Genomic DNA, 16,531 nt, shown 5'->3' on the forward strand with positions numbered 1-16,531 from the left:
TGCCATGCTTATGTCCAATATTGTGCTTGCTATCACTGGCGGTATCGCCGCTTATAAATCTGCTATCTTTGCCCGCCTATTAATCAAGGCAGGCTTTGAGGTGCGTGTCATTATGACCACAGGGGCACAAGCTTTTATTACGCCATTAACCCTGCAAGCTTTGACTGGCAATGAGGTGCATATCTCATTACTCGATGAAAAAGCAGAAGCGGGGATGGGGCATATCGAATTGGCGAAATGGGCAGATTTAATCATCATTGCGCCAGCCTCTGCAAATACGCTTGCGCGTCTCGCGATGGGCATGGCTGATGATTTATTGACAACCGTATGCCTTGCAACGGCGGCACCAGTCATCATTGCACCAGCCATGAATCAGCAGATGTGGGCGCACCCTGCGGTCAATCTCAATGTCCAAACCCTGCGCGATATGAATTATCAAATTATTGCGCCTGCTAGCGGTGAGCAAGCCTGCGGTGATGTGGGAGCAGGGCGTTTGCCTGAACCTGAGCAGCTATTGGCAGAAGTATTATTGTTCAATGCCATGCAAACCACGCCGCAATTATTGGTAGGTAAACGAGTGGTGATTACTGCAGGACCGACGGTAGAAGCTATCGATCCGGTGCGCTACTTGTCCAATCACTCTACTGGCAAGATGGGATTTGCATTAGCACGTGCGTGCGTGGCTGCTGGTGCAGATGTTATCTTGATTGCGGGCGGCAAAGTGGCACTGCCGACACCGCTGAATGTCACGCGTATTGATGTATTGTCGGCTAAAGAGATGCTGATAGCCGCCCAGCAGTGCGTGGATGGTACGCACAGTGCGCTACAGTATGTGCCTGAAGATGAGCACGACCATTCTCACGAACACGATCACGATCATAGCCATCAACATGAACATCATGGCGAGTGTGATTGCAGCGATGATCATAGCCACAGTCATAACCATAGCCATGAGATTGATGATGAGGAGCATGCTCATAGCGAGAATCAAAATGTAATGGCGGATATCTTTATTGCCACTGCGGCTGTCGCTGATTATCGTACTGAAGAAGCTGCCCCGCAAAAAATTAAAAAAACCCAAGATGCTATGACGCTGAGTTTGGTCAAAAATCCTGATATCTTAGCGACGATTTCGCTTGCGCATCCAGCGCTGTTTGTAGTCGGTTTTGCGGCAGAAACGCAAGATATCGAGCGCTATGCTCGTGGCAAACTGGTGTCTAAAGATCTAGATTTGATCGCTTGTAATGATGTTTCCCGAGCAGACATTGGTTTTGCCAGCGATGACAATGCCATGCAGGTATTTTTCTCAGAGCGTTATGAGCACGATAGCGTCACACTTGAGAAGGCGAGCAAAGATAAGATTGCAGAGCAGTTGGCTGGCATCATTGGTGAGACAATATGGCAACGCCACAATGGTCACAATGCCTAGTTATGTCACTATTAATCCAGATATTAGGTCTTAATGTTTATGGCTAATATGATGGATAGTGATAGCACTCAGACGTTGTTATTGATGGTAATCTTTGCGCTGGCATCGTTGCTACACGGTATTAGTGGGTTAGGTGTGACGTTGGTGACGACCACTGCGCTTGCTAGTATCTATCCGTTACCACATGCTATTGTGTTGGTCATTTTTCCGTCATTATTGCTTAATGCCATGACTTGGCTCGCGGGTGGCGACCGTACGATCTGGCAAAATTTTATCTATTACGGCAGGCGCTATTGGTTACTGGCATTGACCAGCTTACTCGGTAGTATTCTAGGCGCGAAGCTCTTACTATGGGTCGATAGCGCCTATATTTTATTACTATTGGCAGCGGTTATTGGTTTTTACGTCATAAGCAGCTTGCTTGGTAAGCAACTCCGTCTACCTGCTACCAAGCCTGTGTTAATCATCGTTGGTTTTAGTGCAGGGGTGATTGGTGGCTCGACCAATGCCATGTCGACCATATTGATGATGTATCTACTGTCTGCCAGCGATGATAAAAACACCATCGCCAAAGTCGGCAACATGTGCTATTTTTTGGGTAAAATTGCCCAAATTATGGTATTACGTGAACCTATTATGGCGCTCAGCAGTGGTGAATGGCAGCTGATTATTCTACTTAGTGTACTATCGATTGCTGCGCTTTTAGTTGGCATCCGCTTGCGTCGCTATTTGCCCCAAGCGCGCTTTCGTCAGCTTATTTTATTGATACTTACCGTGCTTGGTATTCGTGTCGGCTGGCAGGGAGTTATCGCATTTTTATAAGATAGCTCGCGAGGCAGCTGGCTGTTTAGATGCTATTTTATGCGCGCATTATTTTGTTATTTCATTAAAAAATATCTGTTGCGCCAAACGAAAGGTATTACAGTGCGCTTCAACCACATCGTCGATATCTTCTGAATAGCCACCACCCATCACGATAGCGATAGGAATTTTAGCGGCTTTTGCTTGGCGTAATACATATTCATCACGTGCCTTACAGCCCTCTATCGTCAGTCCAAGTTTTCCTAATTTATCAGTTGCCAGTACATCGACAGCGGATTGATAAAATATCATATCTGGCGCAACGTCGCTAATCAAACGTGGTAATGTCGCCTCTAGTAACTGCAAATATTCCACATCGCCAGTATCATTGTCTAGCTCAATATCCAAATCTGATACTTGCTTTCGAAATGGATAGTTCTTTGCGCCATGCATGCTAAACACAAAAACGCGTGGCTCATCCATCATAATACTGGCATTGCCATTGCCTTGATGGACGTCTAAATCGATCACCAAAATCTTTTGCGCTTGTCCGCGATTTAATAATAAATTACTCGCGATACAAACATCATTAAATACGCAAAACCCTTCGCCATGATCAGCAAACGCATGATGCGTGCCACCTGCGACATTCATCGCCGCGCCATATTGCTGCGCATATAATGCACATTCATAAGTGGCATGAGCAATATAACGCCCACGCTCTACCAGCCCTGGTGTCATTTCAAAGCCAATGGCTCGCGCTTCCTTTCGTGGTAGCGTTTGGGTTTTCAGCTGATACCAGTAGTCCGCAGTATGCGTGGTCAAAATCTCATCTTCGCTCAAACGTGCAGGGGCAAAAAAGTTGTCGGTACTGATAGTGCCTTCAGCCAATAGCCGCTCGGGAATCATGGTATATTTTTGCATAGGAAAGCGGTGTTTTTCCGGCACAGAATATCGAAAAATATCAGAGTAAGCAATTTTTAGCATAGTGTTAGAGGATGTCTTTTTTGAAAAGTATTTTAAGGATAAATAGGTTTAAGCGCTTTGAAAGTAAGGTACAGATGAGACATTGTAAAAGCTATGGATAGCTATGGTAGTCAGTTCATTACTGCACAAATTGCGTTGGCAAAAAGAAGGTTCTAGAATCTGATTGGTGACGTAGCTCGGTCAGCAATGTCGGTAAGTCTTCCGCAGGGTTTTGATTATCGATCAAATCACTAAATATCTCATTCGCGACCGTGGTCATCGCGATGACACTTTGTAATAAATGCTCGATAACATCATTACCGATGCCTACCGCTTCGACATCGATAGCGTGTTTGTAGCGTATCTCGCCATCATTGACATCCATTTCTAGATTGCCGATTAACAAGTCATAATTTATTTGAGTAATCAGTAGCATCGCCGCGCTTTGATGACTCTCTGGTATTAAAAATGGCAAAATTCCATAGACTGCCAGCAGCTTGTTGTTTTCTTGCACGCGAAACAAATAGCCGCAATCGAGACTTTTATTGCGCATTCTAAGCGATAAGTGATGTGATTGTTGACGGTCATTGTTTTTGTTGCCACTGCTTTTGGGTCGATAGTGAGTATAGTGCCATTGCTTATCATTAAAGTACTGTTTCAGAAAATCGATAATGGGCGTGTCGCTAGCTTCGTGTTGACTGGCACTCGAGTTAAAGGCGTCAGTTTCTGAATGTTTGCTTTTATTTTTGACATCAGATTGAGAATCAATTTTGGTATCATCATGAGCGTCACTAGTATCCTCATCATCTGTATCACTACTATATGTATCACTCCTATATATGTCATGAGGTTCTGTTTGCGTCATATCAATTTCAACTTCATTAGCCTGCGCTGCTGAACCAGTCAGTAACTGTTTGAGTTTTTGCCACAAGCTGAGTGTGTTACGTTGACTCATAAGTATGGTGCTGTCAAATAAATGAATGAGATGGAAAATTGAGACAAATACGTCAAGACAGTAAATGACTAGGCATTAAATGCTAAGCCTTTTTTGATATTCGGTTGCTCATAAAACGCTTGTAACATTTCACGAGCATGTGCCGTCAACCACTCGCTTTCAATGGCATCGTGTACCACAGGTAATAGCGCTGTACTCAATTGGGTCATGGCTTGCTCATCAATATGAAGACTCGAAACTACCGTCGCAATAGTATCTGACTGATGATTACCATACCAAGTATCGATGCTCGCTGCCACAAGGCTGTGTAAGTAAGGTGACTGGCGCAGGCGGTTATAGCTTTGCTGAATGCTGGCTTCGATATGATCGATGCTGCTGTTGTCAGGTTCATCACGCAGATAAGTCTGTAGATGACTGACAGGCTGGTCTTTGATTCGCGCCCAACCAGTGATTAGTAATCGCGCGACTTCGTCATTTGATAAATGCTCTTGCGCATTGGCTTCTGCGCGGCGTGCTAAATCTTTAATATTACGATGCAAATACGCCTGCAGTTTTTCGTCAAGATTTCTATTGGTCGCTTTTTCAAAAGAGCTGCGCCCAAATTTCATCAGTTTGCCAGCAGCGCCTGCTTTATCCAGCGTGGTTTCCATAAAGTCATTAATGGCATGATATAGCGTTTGGGTTAGCAAATCGGCAAAAGTCTCGTTGCCGACCAGGGTATGAATCAAGATATTGCGTTGCTGATCGTGGCTACCGACATAGTTGGCAAGGGTTTCAACTTGAGTGTCATCCACCAGCTCAGACAACGGCACGTTATCATTGACTGGATGATAAATAATCGTATGCAAGATATCGCGAATATCTTTACGTATCATATCCGTCATCGGTTGATTGAGTAGCCAGTCATTAATCAGCTGTTGCAAATTATCGGCGCTGACATATTTATTCAATGGCTGTGCAGCAAACCATTGCCACGCTTCCATCGACAGCGGTTCAGCTTGTGTGCGTAACCATTGCTGCATAAACGCAACTTGTGCCTCGATTAAGCCATCTATGGTTAGCGCTGGCATATCTAAATTTTGGTTATCTTTTGAAGTCTGCATAGGTTTTGAGGTCATAATAATCGACAATTTGTTATACTGTGTGGGTGGGGTAAGCATAAAGTATTATGCCATGAACGTCATCTGTGTTTGTGATGAATATTGATTGCCGCTTAATAAATAATGAGAGGTTTTGATGACAGCTCTGAATACCGCCTTACTTGCGCTTGATGAGCTGACCGTTCAGCGCGGTGAAATCCCTCTATGTGAAGGGGTTGTACTCAATCTGGCAGCTGGTAGTATTTGCCATTTAATTGGTGCAAACGGTACTGGTAAGACCACTTTACTGATGCAGCTGGCTGGGTTATTGCCAGTGTTAAGCGGTGAGGTTTATTATCAAGGAGTAGCGAATTTACCTATTCAGCCTTTGTATGTGTCGCACCAGTTGGGTATACATCCAAATCTAACGGTCGCGCAAAACCTGACCTTTCTGCTAAATTTATATGGGATTAGCCCAAGCGTTACTGATATTGATGATGCCCTCACTTGGGTCGGATTACAGGGCTTTGAGACGATTAGCTCAAGCCATTTATCTGCTGGGCAAACCCGCCGTATCACCCTTGCAAGGTTATATTTATTGACCCCTGAGGTGACACCATTATGGCTACTCGATGAGCCTTTTACTGCCCTTGATGTCGATATGGTAGCGCGAATGGAAGACAGATTGCGCGATTTTGCCCATGAAGGTGGCGCTATATTAATGACCAGTCATCAGGCCGTTGGTGTTGCCAATCAAGTGCTCGACTTGTCCGATTATATGGTTTGAATACTAGTTTGCATACTCTCAGTATAAGTGTCCCAAGCATCCGTAGAAGAGCAAATAAATGATAGAAATAGACGGTCCAGTACAAACAGTGAATAAAAGCTCAAATACTGACTTAGCTGCGGTGCGTGGTATCAGCTTTATGCAGCTATGGCGGCGCGAGTGGCAAGTCAAACAACAGGGTGCCGTGCAGTGGCTTTATCCGCTAGTGCTTTTTTTGGTCATTATCACCTTATTTCCGCTAGCAGTGGGTAGCGAGCCTGCGCTATTGCAACGCCTTGGCGTGTCGGCGGTGTGGATTGCTGCTTTATTGTCACTGATCATGGGTGTCGATGGTTTGTTTAAGCCTGCCCTTGATAATGGCACACTGGCGCAATTGGTCGTTGCCAAAGCATCATTGCCCTTATGGGTGTTGATTCGTTTGGTTATCCATTGGATTTTTAGTAGTGGTATTGTGGCAGCGCTTAGTTTACTTGCCGTGCCTTTGTTTCAGCTTAGTTGGTTTGAGGCGTGGATATTGATGGCTTCTATTGTGACGGGCAGTCCGATGCTCTTGATGCTGTCAGCGGTCGCGAGTAGTTTGACGCTGTCATTAAAGAATGGTGCGGTGCTAGTGCCTTTGATTGCTTTGCCGATGCAGTTACCAGTGTTAATTTTTGCCACAGGAGCGGTTGATTTATTTGCCACTGGTCTCAATGGTTTACCGATACTGGCTTTATTACTAGCAGGCAGTATTATCTCGGTTTTGGTGATGCCATGGGTGATTGCCATGACGTTAAAAATGGCGTGGCTGAATTAGAAACGACATAAGCTATGTACAACTCTCTGTATTGAGAGTTTGTAATAAAAACCCCTATAAAAAACCTTTGTATTAACAGCATGTTGAAAACTGGCAATTTTGCTATAATAGTCAGTTAACTAAGCAAACAATCACTTGTAGATTTTATCCAGTGTTTAACGCCGGCAGGTTAACAGGTAGTCGCGCCCATGATGCGCTATATCGGTTACAACCAATACGCTGTGCCAATAGGTTTATTCCCATGCCCAACTTGAATAACGTCTCATCTCCTAGCTTGTGGCAGCGCATCTGGCAAGGCTTTTTGACCACTGTGGGTACCAAGCAGTTTTTTCGCATTTTTTCGCCTTGGGTCAAGTGGCTGGCGATATTAGCCAGTATTTGCCTGTTGATCGGTAGTGTCTGGGGTCTCGCTTTTGCGCCGCCTGATTATCTGCAGGGTAATAGCTACCGCATTATCTTTATCCACGTACCCGCTGCCAGTATCGCTATTTCCATCTATTTTGCCTTAGCAGTGCTCGGGGTCATTTTTTTGGTTTGGAAAATAAAAACGGCTAGCTTAGTGGCACAGGCGCTTGCTCCGCTAGGATTCTTGCTCTGTGTGATTAGCTTAATCACGGGCTCTATTTGGGCGAAACCCACTTGGGGTACTTACTGGGTTTGGGATGCACGTTTGACCTCTATGCTCATTTTGGCGTTTCTGTATGCGGGCGTGATGGCGTTATTTGCTGCGTTTGAGCATACTGCCAATCGTGGTAAAGCCGCCGCCATTTTGTCTATTGTTGGCGCAGTAAATCTACCCATTATCAAGTACTCGGTACAGTGGTGGAACACCTTGCATCAAGGCTCGACCTTTACTTTGACCGCCGCGCCTAAGATGTCAGCAGATATGTGGATGCCATTATTACTGATGATTATTGGTAGTTATTTATTAGTGGCAACATTAGCGATTTATCGTACCAATACCCTTATCTTGTATCGTGATCAAGGCAAAGCGTGGGTCAAAGAATACATTCGCGGGCAAGCTAAATGATGGTCATGACTGTCGCCAAAAAAAATCACGGCTAGGAAAATATTATGCAGCCTTACTTTTATAGCGTATCTGAGTTTCTTGCCATGGGTAAGCATGGTGTTTTTGTTTGGTCGTGCTGGGCAATTACCGTTGGCATGATGCTGGCGTTTGTTATTTACAGTCGTAGACAACGACAGGCTTTAATCAAGCAGTTGACCATTCAGCAAGCGCGGCAAGCACAGCGTACTGCTAAAACAACCATGCCTGTCACCAAGCAGCCTAATTAACTAGTAGGTTCGTCCTATCTAACGTTAGCCGTTAATTTTTAGCCACTCAATCTGTAACTTAGCACTTGATAAAGAGGTGACTGCCACAGAGGTTATAGGGCTTATTGATTTGTCCGAAAAATGCTACCATATAGCCATTAGAAGAGTACGATTAGAAAGACATTTTTAGAACGTTTTTCTAATGGTAGTTTCTTCAAATTTTTCTGTTTTATATATTTGTATGGCATTGACTATAGTTTATAAAACAGTGACTCATCAATGAGGTAGTGGTATGAACGCAGTTCGTCGCAAAAAACTGATGTGGGTTATGTTTACGCTTGCAGGAGCGGCGATAGCCGTGGTATTGGTTCTTTATGCCATTGGGCAACAGACCGATTACTACTTTGATGCTACCGCGATTGCACAAGGTGAAGCACCACAAGATAAGCGTATTCGAGCAGGCGGTATGGTCGTTGCGGGTAGTGTCCAGCGCGCAGAAGACAATCCACTAAACGTTGAGTTTGCTATTACGGACTTCCAATCGACCGTACCTGTGACTTATCAAGGTATTTTGCCAGATTTATTTGCTGAAAACTCAGGCGTCGTCGCGACAGGTAAGATGCAGGGTGATACTTTTGTCGCTGGAGAAGTATTGGCGAAGCATGATGAAAACTACATGCCGCCAGAAGTGGCCAAATCAATGAAAGAAAACAACCGTAGCGGTGTAGTGCCTCCTTCTGAGCAATATAATCCTGCTGAAAAGGTGCATGAGACGGATACTCTACAGCAGTAGTTATATAATCCATACCATAGTAAAAGAGCCGCTAACATATTATTAGCGGCTCTTTTTTTACATGAATTTTGGTACTAATAAGTTTCGATAGTTTCTTACAAGAACTTAGTCGTCCCATTCAGGCGAGTAATCTGGATGCTTAATTTTACGCCCATCAGCACGCGCTAAACTGCTGATTTTCTCAATTTCATAAGCACTTAATTGCACATTGATAGCATCTAGATTGCCTTGTAAATGGTCAGGGTTAGCAGTCTTTGGGATAGCAATACGATGCTTGTCTGCCAGAATCCAAGCCAATGATATCTGTGCTGGCGTGACATTATGTTTGTCAGCGATTTCTTTAATAATCTCATTATCGAATACATCCCCGCGTGCAAGTGGTGAATAAGCTTCGAGTAGAATGTGGTGATTATTCAAAAAAGTCTGCAAGGTTTTTTGCTTGATGAACGGATGAAACTCAACCTGATTGACCACAATCGGCACATCAGCATATTTCTCAGCTTCAATGATATTGGCAATATTAAAGTTAGAGACGCCGATATGGCGCGTCAAACCTTGTTTTTGTAGTTCGCACAAGGCAGGAATGGTTTCAGATAAAGGAACACGGTCATCTGGCCAGTGCAATAGTAGCAAATCAACATAATCAGTATCTAAATCTGCTAAAGAGCGTTTGGCGGCTGCAATCAATTTCTCAGGCTCAAACTTCATATCATCAGGAAAAATCTTTGTGGTCAAAAAGAACTTATCCCGAGATACCCCTGATTGTTTGATACCTTGACCCACTTCTTTTTCATTACCATAAGCTTGAGCGGTATCGATGTGCTCGTAACCCATTTTCAACGCTTGACTGACGACATCAACACAATCTTGACCGGTCGATTGCCATGTACCAAGCCCTAGTACAGGAATATTTGCTTGTCCAGCGGTACGAATATTATAAGTTTTAGCACGCATCTTATTATCCTTGTTATTTATGTATTTATTGATAGAGCATCGAATCATCAATATTCTGATCACCCTCTCTATTTGACCTACCCACTATAGAAAAAATTGGCGGCAAGTAAAAGGGCACGTGACGCTTTCCTACAAAGGACAAACAGGCTGTAACGTCATTTTTAGTAACTGATAGACAGCAGCGCGCGGTTAAAAAATAAAAATCGTAAAATTGAGTCCATAAAAAACGCCCATCACTATCTAGCAATGGGCGTTTACAATCGGGACGAAGACGATATTTAAGTGTTTTGGATTTAAGTGCTTTTGGCTTATGAGCTTACTGAGCAGCAGCTTCTACAGGTGCAGGTTTTGTTGCGGTATCCGTGTGCGCACTGTGATCAGAGCCCCAGATTTTTGGGTACTTATAACCAGGGAAAGTTTCATGAGCATACTTTTTAAAGGCTTCTGAGTTATATGCATTGGTCACATCTTCGACCCATTTTTTGCCAGCATCTGCTGATTTGATGGCTGACCAGTTGACATAAGCAAAGCTAGGCTCTTGAAATAGCGCTTCAGTCAGCTTGATACCAGCATCCGTGGCATAGTTGCCATTGATGACGGCAAAGTCGACTTCATCACGAGCACGTGGCAATTGAGCGGCTTCTAACTCAATGATTTCAATATCGTATTTGCTGTTATCAGCGATGTCAGTTTTTGATGCCGTTAGTGGGTCAATATTGTCTTTTAGCGTGATCCAGCCAAGATCATCCATCATCACCAGCGCACGAGCAAAGTTACTTGGATCATTTGGGGCAGAGACTCTCATGCCCTTATAGACATCATCAAGCGTGGTCTTTTTACCTGAGTAAATGCCAAGTGGGGCAGTAGGTACTTGGAAAACTTCTACCAGATCAAGATTGTTTTCTTTTTTGAAGGTATCAAGATAAGGCTTATGCTGGAAGATGTTGATGTCCAAATCACCTTCAGCCAAGGCAAGGTTTGGGCGTACATAGTCAGTAAAAGCAATCAGCTCAACTTCGTAACCTTGCGCTTCCAGTGAGCTTTTCACTTGGTTACGCACCATATCAGCGAAGTCACCTTCGGTGGTACCGATGACGATTTTGGTATGCTCAGGATCGATATCGCTAGCGGCAGTCTCTGCTGTTGAGCCTTCCGTAACAGGCTCTTTAGTTGCTTCTGGTGCTGATGAGTTGTTGCAACCAACCAAGACTAGGCTTGATACGCCAACGGCAGCAAATGCAGTTGCCAACTGACGGCTGATATCTGTTAATTTCATGGAGCTTCCTTAATAAGAGGGATGGGATGGAGGGCAAACGCTGGCCATTAAAAAAGCAACATTAGGGATAGTAATGCTGCTAAGTTAACGACTGTTAAGTTAGTATCAAAATTAAAGGGTCTCAGTAACAAAGTCAAGCATTTTGCTTAGGATGAATCGGCATTAAACCCTGAGTATTATTCATATTAGCGTTAACTGACTTTGTCTAAGTCTTTTTTTTATCGTTTATCCAAACGGTTAGCCAACCAATTACCTGATGCTTGAATGGATACGACCATTATTGATAGGACAATAACGATAAAAATCATCACCTCCGTTTGATAACGATAGTAGCCATAACGAATGGCCAAATCCCCCAGACCACCGCCGCCAATCATGCCCGCCGCTGCTGAATAAGAGAGCAGGCTGATACAGAGAATCGTCACGGACAATACCAGTCCTGAGCGTGCTTCATTGAGTAAGACTTTAATAATGGTCAAGGGACGTGCGCCCATAGACTCGGTCGCCTCAATGATACCGCGTGGCACTTCACGTAAGTTTTGCTCAACCAAACGGGCAAAATAAAACGAACCTGCAATGGCGAGTACCAATGAGGCCGCAATCGGTCCAATACCCGTGCCAACGATAGCCTTCGTAAATGGGCTCATGGCAATCATCAAAATGACAAATGGAAAAGCGCGCATGAAGTTGGTGATACCACCAAGCAGACCATACAATGTTTTGTTTTGCAAAAACTGTCGATCACTGGATAAAAACAAAAATACGCCAAACAACCCACCGATGACAATGGCCACCGTCGTTGAGATGCCAAGCATAATAAATGTATCAATAAACGCGTTAACAATCTCTTTGCGCAGGGCAAACAGCTTGTCTATCGAGGCGGACAATTCACTACCAGTTAACATATTTATTTCTCCTGCCTCATTAGTCTTCGTGCACTAAGCCTTTGCCAATCGGGGTGGTCGCTTGAATCAGACCGTCTCTCACATCCGCAACTTCCAAGAGTTGACCTTGATGCAGTAATGCGGCGCGATCACACAGCCTACGGATGACACTCATCTCATGAGTCACAATCACAATGGTGACGCCAAGTTGTTCGTTGATATCGCGTAGACAAGTCAACAAGCTGCGAGTCGTCGCAGGATCAAGCGCACTGGTTGGCTCATCAGCCAATAATACTTTAGGACTGGGGGCAATCGCTCGGGCAATACCGACACGCTGTTTTTGTCCGCCTGACAGCTGCGCAGGGTAGTGACCAGCGCGGTCTGTTAGATCAACAATCTCTAGGCAATCCATGACTCGTTTATGAATGTCGCGGCTCGGATATCCTGAAACAGTTAAATTAAAGGCCACATTGTCAAAAACAGTACGATTGGACATCAGATTAAATTGCTGAAAAATCATACCAATATTATGTCGAGCGATACGCAATTCACTGGCAGACAATGTGGTCAAGTCAGTGCCATCGACGATGACTTGACCGGCATCTGGACGCTCAAGCATATTGATTAGGCGTAGCAAAGTAGACTTACCGGCACCCGAGTATCCCATTAGGCCGAAGATTTCGCCTTGCTGGACAGATAACGAGGTCGGTTCAACGGCAGTAAACCAATGTGGTTTGCCATCTTTGTCTTTGATTGATCGGTCGCTTAAAAAACTCTTGGTCACATTGTTTAAGACAATCATGTCATTCATGGAGGGCTCAAAATTCAATAATTTTTTTAATAGTCACAAACGCGCTGTCGGGCCTCTTTAACAATGTAAGAAGCCAATTAAGAAACAACCGTTAATAACCCTATAATAAGGGGCGCTAATATAGCATATTATCGAGCACTTTGGATATGAACATCCGTGACAGGCTTATGATTAATAGCTATTAGTAAGAGGGGGTTTGTAGAATGTGAGTCGCGACGATCGAGTAGAATGAAGTGTCTGTTCATAGCACCTTATTTAGTCATTCCACTATAAAAGTATTACTGCGTTAACTCGCTTGAGGTATTAAATATACATCTATACTCGGTTGCCTTGTACTACTTTTAAATTGAATCGACTATAGCATCGCTGACTAGGTCGTGTCCTCATTTTAAAAATGGTGATAAACATGAGATAAATTGCCGTCAAACAAGGAAAGTAGCGCAAATAATATCGAGATATTGATAAGCTATTTAACGATGTTTGGCAAAATTTAGCCCATTTAAAGAGTAATAGATTGAATTGAAGAAACGCCCTAGTCATGTTGGTGATAATGTGGGTCGTGCTTGACTGGTATAACAACTAAAAACCTGGTATGTCCATTCAACGTATCAGTAATGATGCGCCCTTGATGGGCGGTAACGATTTGTGATACTAGCGATAAGCCTAGTCCAGAGCCTTTATTTTTTTGTTGCAACCGCACAAATGGACTAAATACTTCTTCACGTTTGTCTTCTGGAATACCCGTGCCTTCATCAATCACTGCCAATACTACATATTTCGGTAATGGGCGTACAGGATCGGTCTTGGTTTTTTTTAGATGCTTGGCAAACAAGCCTTCTTTGCGCGGTGTACTGAGTACTTCTGTAGCATTTTGAGTGTTATTTTGAGCATCACCCTTATCGCGTGTATTGCCACCTTTATTTATTATGGCACCTTTGGATTTAGGAATTGCATCATTCAAGGCAGTACTCTTAGCGTCATTGATAACTGCAGACGGCTCTTCAGTGTCAGGAACTGCTTTCCAAACCATCTTTTTAATTTTGTCAGTCAAATCATTGGTAAAGTTATGATAATTAGCAATCAATGAGGACGCACTGGTGCTTCCAACGGTATCGCTACTGTTGACTGAGTTTGCCGAAGTACTTGCGTCAGTTTGAACACTATTCGTATCAGTAGATTCTGTTGTCGCACAGGTCTCAATAGAGTCAATGTCTCCGTTGATATTATTAATATCAGCCTTATCTATTTTAGTCTCTATATTTACATTGGTATCGGTATCAATATCGGAATTGAGATCATGCTCAACCGCAATATTTTCTCCGTTTCTATATATCGGTGGTGCTGGCAACACGATAATAGCATCCGTTGCTTCAGATTTAACTTTACCAGTACTATGAGAAGAATCGTTTGAGTGTGTATGACTATGCGCAATATGATTATGCGTATTGTCTTCATTAACCTCGATTGGTTCGTGATAGGAGTCAAAATCAGAGCTATTATAATCGGCAAAGCTACTGCAGAGTATCGTTTGTAGCAGGTAATCAGGTATGGTATCTGCTTCATCAATAGTTTGCACACCATACAATAGTACCGTCACGGGTGGCTTGCCGTGTAGCATGGCATTAGTTAACAAGTTACGAATCAAATGGGTCAACATTGATGATTGACCATCGATCACAATATGTTCACCAATGAGCGTCGCTTCAGGATAATGTTGCCGCTCTTGATTCACCAGATCGTATAAATCTAAACTTTCAACTTGCTGCAATGCATGACCGGCGTCTAAACGACTCACCAGTAGGATACTCTCTACCAAATCATTGAGCCCTGACAAATCACGGTTAATCGCTTGCGCACGTTTATCAAACTTTGCTTTGGTATCAGCTGGTAGCGCCCCTGCGAGCATATCCATCATCTCAATCTGTAAGCGAATACGAGTAATGGGGGTACGTAGCTCATGAGAAGCATGTGCTAAGAGCAGGTTATTGGCATCGATAAGGTGTTCGATTTTTTGTGCTGCTTGGTTAAATCCACGCGCTAGTGAGGCGATCTCATCGTTACCACGAGCATTCACCCGTACGGTAAAATCACCATCACCCAGTTGCGCCATCTGCTGGCTCATTTGATTGATGCGCCAAGTGATGGTACGAGCAATCCACCATAGGACACCTGCCATAATAAGTAACAGCAGTAGTGTGCCAGTAAATAAATTCAGCGCAGAAGAGAGTACTGGTTTTTTAGGCGGTAAGCGTGATTCATACAAAAGCGTATAGCCGGTGCTGCTATAAACCTGAGCTTGCTTGGTAGGGGAGGTGTCTGCGAGAGAGGGAAAAACGCGTGAAAATAAAGAGGGCGGTGCGGGCAACTCCAACGGCAAATCGCTGTTATCCGTTTGCATTAGCAATCGACCTTCGCTGTCATACAAGCCCATCTTTGCCTGTAATGACTCATCAAAGATATCAAAGCTCTTTTTGACCACTGCTAGCATAAAGCGCGCTTGCAAGCGATTGTCCTCGCTAACAGAGATATTCAGCTCATGCAAGAAAGGGTCTATTTGTCCTAAAATCTGGGTGGCCAATACTTCTGATCGAATACTTGCATCTTTATCGTGCACAAGTTGCGTCAACAGCACCATCGCCACTGCAAATAAAATAAGTGCCAGCATGACACTGGCAAATAATTTGGCAAATACCGAACGAAATCCCAACTGCTGCATTAAACCATCTCTACTATCAGCTGTTTATATCCACTCATACTTCTAATTTGCATAAACAAATCAGAAGTATGGTTTTTATCGATTAATTTGCCGCTTTTGTGATTAAACCTGATCAGTGGCAAATTGATAACCAACACCGCGTACCGTAATAATACGTTTTGGCTGGCGTGGGTTGTCTTCAATTAAAGCACGCAAGCGCGAGATATGAACATCAATGGCGCGATCGATATTATCTGAGCTGTCATCATTGGGCATGGCTTGCCACAGTTGCTCGCGATTCAATACTTTACCAGAATGGGTGGCAAAGTAATGCAATAATTGAAACTGATGCGTCGTTAAACGGACAGGCTCATCGTCGATGGTCACTTCATGGCTGTCAGGAAAGACACTCAAACGACCAAAGGTCAAGCTATCAGACTGGCTATCTGCTTGATTGGGCTGCTCATGACGGCGAATAACAGCACGGATTCGAGCGAGAAGCTCACGTGGCTCAAAAGGCTTAGATATATAATCGTCAGCACCCATCTCAAGACCTAGCACGCGATCGGTGGTATCGCCTTTCGCTGTCAACATGATAATAGGTACTTTATTGGTCATGTTATTTTTATTGCCGCGAATTTTTTGACAAACTTGCATACCATCCATATCAGGCAGCATTAAATCAAGCACGACCAAATCAATGTCACGCTCTTTGGCATCCAATAAATCAAGCCCTTCTTGACCAAGCCCTGCATGATGGACGTCATAATAATTCATGGTCAGGTAATCGCTGATTAACTCAGCTAGATCAGGATCATCTTCGATTAATAAAATCTGCTTGCTCATGGGTTATCCTCTAGTTGTTGTTATGGTTGGCCAAACGTTTCATCTGTTTTAATATTTTGTATCACGATAAATACATCGCTGATTTTAGGATCTCAAACAGTTAAAAGATTAAGCCTCTATATTTTCAAACTTTTTAAGATTTCTCAAACTTTCAAGATATTGAATCATTTAATATCAATGATTC

At 43.6% G+C, this 16,531-nt stretch carries 16 protein-coding genes; 7 read left to right on the plus strand and 9 right to left on the minus strand.

Annotated elements, in window-relative coordinates; translation table 11 throughout:
* Positions 1–10: 10 nt before the first annotated feature.
* Both coaBC and I3252_RS01795 read left to right on the plus strand, forming a co-directional pair.
* Entirely contained in the window at positions 11–1,429 is a 1,419-nt protein-coding gene (gene coaBC, locus I3252_RS01790) for a bifunctional phosphopantothenoylcysteine decarboxylase/phosphopantothenate--cysteine ligase CoaBC (RefSeq protein ID WP_238034027.1), read from the plus strand.
* Between the two features lie 39 nt (positions 1,430–1,468).
* Positions 1,469–2,251, plus strand: a complete 783-nt coding sequence (locus I3252_RS01795; protein ID WP_238034028.1) for a sulfite exporter TauE/SafE family protein — start codon at positions 1,469–1,471, stop codon at positions 2,249–2,251.
* 48 nt (positions 2,252–2,299) lie between these two features.
* Here the strand turns inward: I3252_RS01795 and I3252_RS01800 are convergent, their stop codons facing one another.
* The 3 genes from I3252_RS01800 to I3252_RS01810 form a co-directional block, all read right to left on the minus strand.
* Positions 2,300–3,217 (minus strand): histone deacetylase, encoded by a 918-nt coding sequence (locus tag I3252_RS01800; RefSeq protein WP_238034029.1) that lies wholly within the window; start codon positions 3,215–3,217, stop codon positions 2,300–2,302.
* 118 nt (positions 3,218–3,335) lie between these two features.
* On the minus strand, positions 3,336–4,151 hold the full coding sequence (locus I3252_RS01805) for a YbjN domain-containing protein (protein WP_238034030.1): 816 nt from the start codon (positions 4,149–4,151) through the stop codon (positions 3,336–3,338).
* 68 nt (positions 4,152–4,219) lie between these two features.
* Positions 4,220–5,254 (minus strand): hypothetical protein, encoded by a 1,035-nt coding sequence (locus I3252_RS01810; protein WP_238034031.1) that lies wholly within the window; start codon positions 5,252–5,254, stop codon positions 4,220–4,222.
* Between the two features lie 133 nt (positions 5,255–5,387).
* On the opposite strand from I3252_RS01810, the gene ccmA reads away from it, so the two are divergent.
* The 5 genes from ccmA to ccmE all read left to right on the plus strand — a co-directional run bounded on the left by ccmA (position 5,388) and on the right by ccmE (position 8,881).
* Entirely contained in the window at positions 5,388–6,017 is a 630-nt protein-coding gene (gene ccmA / locus I3252_RS01815) for a heme ABC exporter ATP-binding protein CcmA (protein ID WP_055124780.1), read from the plus strand.
* Between the two features lie 139 nt (positions 6,018–6,156).
* Positions 6,157–6,813: a heme exporter protein CcmB gene (locus tag I3252_RS01820; RefSeq protein ID WP_238034120.1), complete on the plus strand. Its 657-nt coding sequence runs from the start codon at positions 6,157–6,159 to the stop codon at positions 6,811–6,813.
* A gap of 241 nt (positions 6,814–7,054) precedes the next feature.
* Positions 7,055–7,843: a heme ABC transporter permease CcmC gene (gene ccmC / locus I3252_RS01825; RefSeq protein WP_060491821.1), complete on the plus strand. Its 789-nt coding sequence runs from the start codon at positions 7,055–7,057 to the stop codon at positions 7,841–7,843.
* Positions 7,844–7,887: 44 nt separating this feature from the next.
* A complete protein-coding gene (gene ccmD, locus I3252_RS01830) occupies positions 7,888–8,109 on the plus strand; it encodes a heme exporter protein CcmD (RefSeq protein ID WP_045444018.1) in 222 nt (73 codons plus the stop codon).
* Between the two features lie 271 nt (positions 8,110–8,380).
* Entirely contained in the window at positions 8,381–8,881 is a 501-nt protein-coding gene (ccmE, locus tag I3252_RS01835; RefSeq protein WP_045453493.1) for a cytochrome c maturation protein CcmE, read from the plus strand.
* 105 nt (positions 8,882–8,986) lie between these two features.
* Here the strand turns inward: ccmE and I3252_RS01840 are convergent, their stop codons facing one another.
* The 6 genes from I3252_RS01840 to I3252_RS01865 form a co-directional block, all read right to left on the minus strand.
* Entirely contained in the window at positions 8,987–9,835 is an 849-nt protein-coding gene (locus I3252_RS01840; RefSeq protein ID WP_238034032.1) for an aldo/keto reductase, read from the minus strand.
* A gap of 316 nt (positions 9,836–10,151) precedes the next feature.
* The gene (locus tag I3252_RS01845; RefSeq protein WP_193009030.1) at positions 10,152–11,111 is read right to left on the minus strand and encodes a MetQ/NlpA family ABC transporter substrate-binding protein; all 960 of its coding nucleotides are present in this window, start codon (positions 11,109–11,111) and stop codon (positions 10,152–10,154) included.
* A 218-nt stretch (positions 11,112–11,329) separates the two neighbouring features.
* On the minus strand, positions 11,330–12,016 hold the full coding sequence (locus I3252_RS01850; protein ID WP_060491817.1) for a methionine ABC transporter permease: 687 nt from the start codon (positions 12,014–12,016) through the stop codon (positions 11,330–11,332).
* A 19-nt stretch (positions 12,017–12,035) separates the two neighbouring features.
* Positions 12,036–12,806 (minus strand): methionine ABC transporter ATP-binding protein, encoded by a 771-nt coding sequence (locus tag I3252_RS01855; RefSeq protein WP_055124775.1) that lies wholly within the window; start codon positions 12,804–12,806, stop codon positions 12,036–12,038.
* A 532-nt stretch (positions 12,807–13,338) separates the two neighbouring features.
* Positions 13,339–15,522, minus strand: coding sequence for a sensor histidine kinase (locus I3252_RS01860; protein ID WP_238034033.1), 2,184 nt, complete (start codon positions 15,520–15,522; stop codon positions 13,339–13,341).
* 102 nt (positions 15,523–15,624) lie between these two features.
* Positions 15,625–16,347, minus strand: coding sequence for a response regulator transcription factor (locus I3252_RS01865; RefSeq protein ID WP_045444030.1), 723 nt, complete (start codon positions 16,345–16,347; stop codon positions 15,625–15,627).
* Positions 16,348–16,531 lie beyond the last annotated feature (184 nt).

Origin of the sequence: Psychrobacter sp. Ps4 (assembly GCF_022129285.1) — a bacterium.
Classification (GTDB): domain Bacteria; phylum Pseudomonadota; class Gammaproteobacteria; order Pseudomonadales; family Moraxellaceae; genus Psychrobacter; species Psychrobacter immobilis_A.

What these genes read in the sequence shown, in the direction of transcription:
- coaBC (WP_238034027.1), top strand. Translation starts at nt 11, where the DNA reads ATGTCCAATATTGTGCTTGCTATCACTGGCGGTATCGCCGCTTATAAA.
- I3252_RS01795 (WP_238034028.1), top strand. Translation starts at nt 1,469, where the DNA reads ATGGCTAATATGATGGATAGTGATAGCACTCAGACGTTGTTATTGATG.
- I3252_RS01800 (WP_238034029.1), bottom strand. Translation starts at nt 3,217, where the DNA reads ATGCTAAAAATTGCTTACTCTGATATTTTTCGATATTCTGTGCCGGAA.
- I3252_RS01805 (WP_238034030.1), bottom strand. Translation starts at nt 4,151, where the DNA reads ATGAGTCAACGTAACACACTCAGCTTGTGGCAAAAACTCAAACAGTTA.
- I3252_RS01810 (WP_238034031.1), bottom strand. Translation starts at nt 5,254, where the DNA reads ATGCAGACTTCAAAAGATAACCAAAATTTAGATATGCCAGCGCTAACC.
- ccmA (WP_055124780.1), top strand. Translation starts at nt 5,388, where the DNA reads ATGACAGCTCTGAATACCGCCTTACTTGCGCTTGATGAGCTGACCGTT.
- I3252_RS01820 (WP_238034120.1), top strand. Translation starts at nt 6,157, where the DNA reads ATGCAGCTATGGCGGCGCGAGTGGCAAGTCAAACAACAGGGTGCCGTG.
- ccmC (WP_060491821.1), top strand. Translation starts at nt 7,055, where the DNA reads ATGCCCAACTTGAATAACGTCTCATCTCCTAGCTTGTGGCAGCGCATC.
- ccmD (WP_045444018.1), top strand. Translation starts at nt 7,888, where the DNA reads ATGCAGCCTTACTTTTATAGCGTATCTGAGTTTCTTGCCATGGGTAAG.
- ccmE (WP_045453493.1), top strand. Translation starts at nt 8,381, where the DNA reads ATGAACGCAGTTCGTCGCAAAAAACTGATGTGGGTTATGTTTACGCTT.
- I3252_RS01840 (WP_238034032.1), bottom strand. Translation starts at nt 9,835, where the DNA reads ATGCGTGCTAAAACTTATAATATTCGTACCGCTGGACAAGCAAATATT.
- I3252_RS01845 (WP_193009030.1), bottom strand. Translation starts at nt 11,111, where the DNA reads ATGAAATTAACAGATATCAGCCGTCAGTTGGCAACTGCATTTGCTGCC.
- I3252_RS01850 (WP_060491817.1), bottom strand. Translation starts at nt 12,016, where the DNA reads ATGTTAACTGGTAGTGAATTGTCCGCCTCGATAGACAAGCTGTTTGCC.
- I3252_RS01855 (WP_055124775.1), bottom strand. Translation starts at nt 12,806, where the DNA reads ATGAATGACATGATTGTCTTAAACAATGTGACCAAGAGTTTTTTAAGC.
- I3252_RS01860 (WP_238034033.1), bottom strand. Translation starts at nt 15,522, where the DNA reads ATGCAGCAGTTGGGATTTCGTTCGGTATTTGCCAAATTATTTGCCAGT.
- I3252_RS01865 (WP_045444030.1), bottom strand. Translation starts at nt 16,347, where the DNA reads ATGAGCAAGCAGATTTTATTAATCGAAGATGATCCTGATCTAGCTGAG.